This window comes from Psychrobacter sp. T6-1, from assembly GCF_052258445.1.
Genome location: NZ_JBQQFC010000161.1, coordinates 1 through 5,460 on the forward strand (window position 1 = coordinate 1; position 5,460 = coordinate 5,460).

4 protein-coding genes are annotated in these 5,460 nt (G+C 48.0%); all 4 read right to left on the bottom strand.

The window, feature by feature from the left end:
- A partial coding sequence (locus tag ACTXGO_RS09100) for an NAD(P)-binding protein (RefSeq protein WP_443574149.1) occupies window positions 1-339 on the bottom strand: 339 nt, incomplete at its 3' end.
- 119 nt (window positions 340-458) lie between these two features.
- Complete coding sequence (acs, locus tag ACTXGO_RS09105) at window positions 459-2,429, bottom strand: acetate--CoA ligase (RefSeq protein ID WP_443574151.1); 1,971 nt, start codon at window positions 2,427-2,429, stop codon at window positions 459-461.
- Between the two features lie 300 nt (window positions 2,430-2,729).
- The gene (locus ACTXGO_RS09110) at window positions 2,730-3,962 is read right to left on the bottom strand and encodes an ABC transporter substrate-binding protein (protein ID WP_317199560.1); all 1,233 of its coding nucleotides are present in this window, start codon (window positions 3,960-3,962) and stop codon (window positions 2,730-2,732) included.
- A gap of 73 nt (window positions 3,963-4,035) precedes the next feature.
- Window positions 4,036-5,460, bottom strand: a 1,425-nt coding sequence (locus ACTXGO_RS09115) for an AMP-dependent synthetase/ligase (protein WP_443574153.1), incomplete at its 5' end; no start/stop codon positions are given.

The following is a 5,460-nucleotide window of genomic DNA, read 5'->3' on the forward strand; positions in this document are numbered from 1 at the left end:
GTTGGCAGGCGTTGTATTGACAACCTGTGCAAGCCAAGGCTGCAACAGTCCTGAGTCCAGCCAAGGCGCAATAAAGCGTGAAAACTCAACTGACTTGGCGGTAAAGAACTGCGCGCCAAAGTCCCACTGCCATTGTTTATCACTGTGTGTACTGCCTGTACGATAACGAGTCGCTAGGCGACCGACGCTACGAGATTTTTCAAAGATAGTAATGCTGACCGTATTGTCACCAAGCGCACGCTCTAACAAAGTCGCCGTAAACAATCCTGTCAGGCCGCCACCGATGATGGCTATTTTAGGGTTATTTTGATCATTAGTAGATGCAGTAGAATGAGTCATAGTGATAACAAGCCTTGTCAGCAGAAAAAGGATGCAGAGAGTATAACAAGCCTATTTTATAGCGCAGCAAAAAGCCATGCTACTTTTGGTAACATGGCTGGTTAAAATCTTAAACGTCACTAACACGGGTGCACTTTATCTTCTGCTTTGACGACCTCAATAATGCTATTGATAACTGTACTGTCCGCAAGCGTTGATAAATCACCAAGTCCGACATACTGTCCAGCGGCCAAGTCGCGCAAGATGCGGCGCATGATTTTGCCTGAACGAGTCTTGGGCAGCGCATCGACGAGGTAGATAGCATCGAGGTTGGCAATAGGTCCAATCTCCATACGCACATGACGGTTGAGTTCTGCTTTTAACGTATCGCTTGCTGCCTCACCCATATTGAGGATAACAAAAGCAGCTATTCCGACGCCGCGAATATCGTGCGGCATGCCAACGACTGCAGCTTCAACGGTCGAGGGGTGCGAGTCGATAGCACTCTCAACTTCGGCGGTACCCAGCCTGTGCCCTGAGACTTTGAGGACATCGTCGACACGGCCTGTAATCCAATAATGATCTTCCTCATCGCGGTATACTCCATCCCCTGTAAAATAAAAGCCTGGGTACTGGGTAAAATAAGTCTCTAAAAACCGCTCATGATCATTATAAATAGTGCGCATCTGCCCCGGCCAGCTGTTACTAATGACCAGATTACCACCAGCAGGCCCATCTAACACCGTATCATCGGTATCGATCACTTGTGGCACGATACCATAAAGAGGATTCATCGCAGCGCCTGGCTTAAGCGCAGTAGTTCCCGGTATCGGAGCGAGCAAAATACCGCCCGTTTCTGTTTGCCACCACGTATCGACAATAGGACAGCGCCCCTGCCCGACTACCTCAAAGTACCAGTCCCAAGCCTCAGGGTTGATCGGCTCGCCAACGGTGCCAAGCAGGCGCAAACTTGAGCGATCCGACTCTCGCACGAACGCGTCACCCTCTTTCATCATTGAGCGTATAGCTGTGGGCGCAGTGTAGAGTACGCTGACATCATGCTTGTCGATGATCTGACCGATACGTGCCCACGAGGGATATTCAGGGACGCCCTCAAACATCATGGTCGTTGTGCCATTAGCAAGCGGCGCATAAACGCTATAGGTATGACCCGTAATCCAGCCAACATCAGCAGTACACCAATAGATGTCATCGTCTTTTATATCGAACACATCGCAAAAGGTCGATAGCGCATAAGTGATGTAGCCGCCTGTGGTATGTAGCACACCTTTTGGCTTGCCCGTTGAGCCTGAGGTATAGAGCATAAACAACGGGTCTTCGCTATCCATAACTTCAGGCTCGCAATGCTCATTTTCACTACTAATAAGGGTATGATACCAGACGTCACGGCGACCACTCATCGGTACCGAATTGCCTGTGCGGTGGACGACGACCACTTGGTTGACGCAGCCTGTGCCTTCCATATTGAGCGCGCGGTCGACATTGGCTTTGAGCGGGGTAATCTTGTCACCGCGCAAGCCCTCGTCCGCGGTAATGACGAGTTTGGACTGGCTATCGACAATGCGATTGCCTAGGCTCTCAGCAGAAAAGCCGCCGAACACTACCGAATGCACCGCGCCAATACGCGCGCAGGCCAGCATAGCGACGATAGCTTCAGGTATCATCGGTAGATAGATGGTGACGCGGTCGCCTTTAGCGATGCCCATTTTGCGCATGGCATTCCCTAAGCGGCATACTTCGTTATGCAGCTCTTTAAAGGAGATAATTTTGTGCTGAGAGGGATGATTGCCTTCCCAGATAATCGCAGGCTTGTGCGGATTGGCTTTGAGGTGACGATCTAGACAATTAGCGGCGATATTGAGAGTGCCATCCTCGAACCACTTGATACGAAAATCGTCTAGATCATAACTGACATCGCTAATGATAGTCGGCGCTTTAATCCAGTCAATCCTCTGGGCGCGCTTGGCCCAAAAAGCATCAGTGTCATCGGTTGAGGCCACCGACATCTTGTAGTCATCAGCATACTGCTTAGGTGAGGTGTTGGCAGTAGCAGCAAACTCTGCTGGTACAGGGAATGATTCTTGAGTCATGGTCATCTTCCTTTGACAGTATTATAGGGCGCTATATATCATGACGCCTCATAGCAGTTTGGCAAATAAGCGGATTCGTTGCAAGGTGTTGACTACGAATGACAACAATTTCAATTTACAATTGTACACTTATAACATTAAAATCTGTACAGCTACAAAATAAGGCATTGTATCGATAGCTATTACTGAGCGTTTTTTGAGTAGTTATTAAGCTATAACTTGTCAAAACTAAGGCCCAAAAGTAAAACAAGCCATACGGGTGTATGGCTTGTTGGTTACAAAATCGGAAGACGTAGCAAACTACTTAAGCTGAGTTACGGTTTTCCATGCGCCGTTTTGTACTTGCGATAAGTAAATATCGTTGATCGCGACATGGCTCTCAGGCGAAATAGCGACTGTCGATCCTGTTACCCCATCTACGAAGCTGACGGTCTCCATACCAGTGTTAAAGGTATCGGCATTTAAATCTTTGCCTGCAGCTTTTAGACCTTCAACAGTTACTTTAGCTGAAAGATAACCAAGAATAGCGCCTGCTGATACATCCTCACCGGTTGCTGCTTTGTACTTATCGACAAAAGCTTTGGTCTCAGGCTCGTTCGCTCTTAGCGCCAAATCATTGTAGTACGATACGGCATATAGCCCTTCACTAGCGCCGCCTGGAGCATCGGCAACGGCGGGATGAAAGCCTGTGACAGGTGCGACAAACTTGACATCAGTCCAGCCCATAGCGTTTGCGGTACCGACTGCGGTGATAGCGCCGCGAATGGTGAGAGACAATGCGACAAGATCACAATCTGCTTCTTTTAGCTTAGCGATTGCTCCTGCAAAGTCTGTCTCATCTGGACGATGCGAGCTTGCCATTACTAAGGTAACATTAGGATTGTTGTCAGTGATATCTTTGGCCGCCTCATTAGTCTCTTCACCATAATCTGAAGGGATATACATGACGCATATATTGCTCATATTATTTTCGGCAATCAGGTACTCCATGCCTAATTTTATGGAGTCATAATAAGTACTACCAGAGGTATAACGACGATCAAAATCGCCCTCTTCTTGCATAGCGCGAGCAAAAGTGAGCGGCATGACACTAGGGACATTGGCGCGATCCATTATAGGGAAACTCGCTAAGTTGTGCGGGGTACCTAGCGACATCAGCATGGCAAATACTTTATCACGGCTCACAAGCTTATTGGCAGACTGTACCGCTTTTGGTACTTGATAAGAGTGATCTTCGACGATGTAGCGAATCATGCGACCGTTGACGCCGCCTGCTGCATTGACTTCATCAAAGTACATATTAGCGCCTGCTACTGCAGGATTACCAAATCCTGCAAACGGACCTGATAAATCATTAGCACTACCAAGGAGGATCTCAGTATCCGTTACGCCTTGTACAGGTACGTCACTCGTAGTAGCAGCGGTTTCAGTATCTGTGCCGCTCGCCGCTGGCGTCTCTGAATTGCTACAGCCGACCAGCCCTATCGTACCGACAGATAGTGCTAGTAGCGTGGTCTTGAATGTCCATTTCATTGCCTCTCTCCTTGCGACTTAAGTCGCTGTTAGTGTTCACTTTTGATACTGCCGTTTGTGCAAAAAATCTAAACTAGTACATAGAATCGATAAGCGCGCGGTGTTTTTTCTCAACGAGATTTCTTTTGAGTTTCATAGTTGCTGTTAATTCATCATCCTCAGGACTGAGCAGCACATCGATAAGGCGAAAATGCTTGATCGTCTCCACTTGCGCTAGTGTCTTATTGGTGTCTTGAATCACCTCATCTATTAAGGCGATAACTTCTGGCGCATGACACAGCGAACGAAAATCTGAGAACATGACCTGATTGTCTTGTGCAAACTTTTCGACATTTTCTTGATCGATCATAACCAAACAGCTTAGATATTTGCGTCTATCACCAATGATGACCGCGTCTGAGATATAAGGCGAGAATTTAAGTTTGCTCTCGATAGCGGCTGGCGTGACGTTTTTGCCGCCTGCGGTAATGATAATGTCTTTGATACGACCTGTGATAAATATATAGCCATCCTTTATCTCACCAACATCACCTGTATGAAGCCAGCCACCCCGTATATCCTCAGCGGTTTTTTCAGGCTTGTTCCAGTAGCCGGCAAACACGTGACCGCCCTTTACGAGTATCTCTCCATTGTCCGCGATACGCACTTGTGAGTTTGGCAGTGCTCTACCTACGCTGCCAGGCATTTGCTCCTCAGGCGTATTTACCGATATTACCCCTGTGCTCTCTGTCATGCCGTAGCCTTCATAGATAGGCACACCTATGGCATGAAACCAGCGGATAATATCGAGCGATATGGGCGCCGCCCCTGTGGTTGCGCGGCGGATATTACTCATGCCTATCAGGTCACGTATTTTGTATAACACCAGCTTATCCCAAAACTGATAACGCAGGCGTTGACCCGTTGTCGGCGTGTTGCCTGCCATCGTGATATCCGCGTAGTCATGACCAGCTTTTATAGCCTTATCAAAGGCCCAGCCGTTCAATGCACTGGCATCGCTACGCATATTACTGATGGAGGCATACATCTTTTCCCACAGCCTTGGTACGGCAGTAAAGGTATCAGGCGAGACCTCTTTCATGTTCTCAAATACCGTCTCAGTGCTCTCAGCGAAGTTGACGATACAGCCTCGATGAATAGGCAGATCTACTGAGGTGAGGCGCTCAAGCACATGACATAAGGGCAGAAAACACAGCTGCTCATCAGTGGGCAAAATAGGCAGGGTATCGATGCTGGTTTTTAGCTCAAAGAGGATATTGGCGTGGGTGAGAATAGCGCCTTTTGGATCGCCTGTGGTACCAGAGGTATAGATAAGGGTGCGGACATCGTTTGTGTCTCCTTGATCAATATAAGCGCTAAAACGCTCTATTGCACTGTCCACGTTTTGACCGATAGTATATAGCTCATCTAAAAATATCACCTGATCATCGTCTAGGCTACGCAGACCTTTGCTATCAAAGACGATCACCTTTTTGACATGAGGCGTCTGCTCACGAAT

What these genes read in the sequence shown, in the direction of transcription:
- ACTXGO_RS09110 (WP_317199560.1), bottom strand. Translation starts at nt 3,962, where the DNA reads ATGAAATGGACATTCAAGACCACGCTACTAGCACTATCTGTCGGTACG.
- acs (WP_443574151.1), bottom strand. Translation starts at nt 2,429, where the DNA reads ATGACTCAAGAATCATTCCCTGTACCAGCAGAGTTTGCTGCTACTGCC.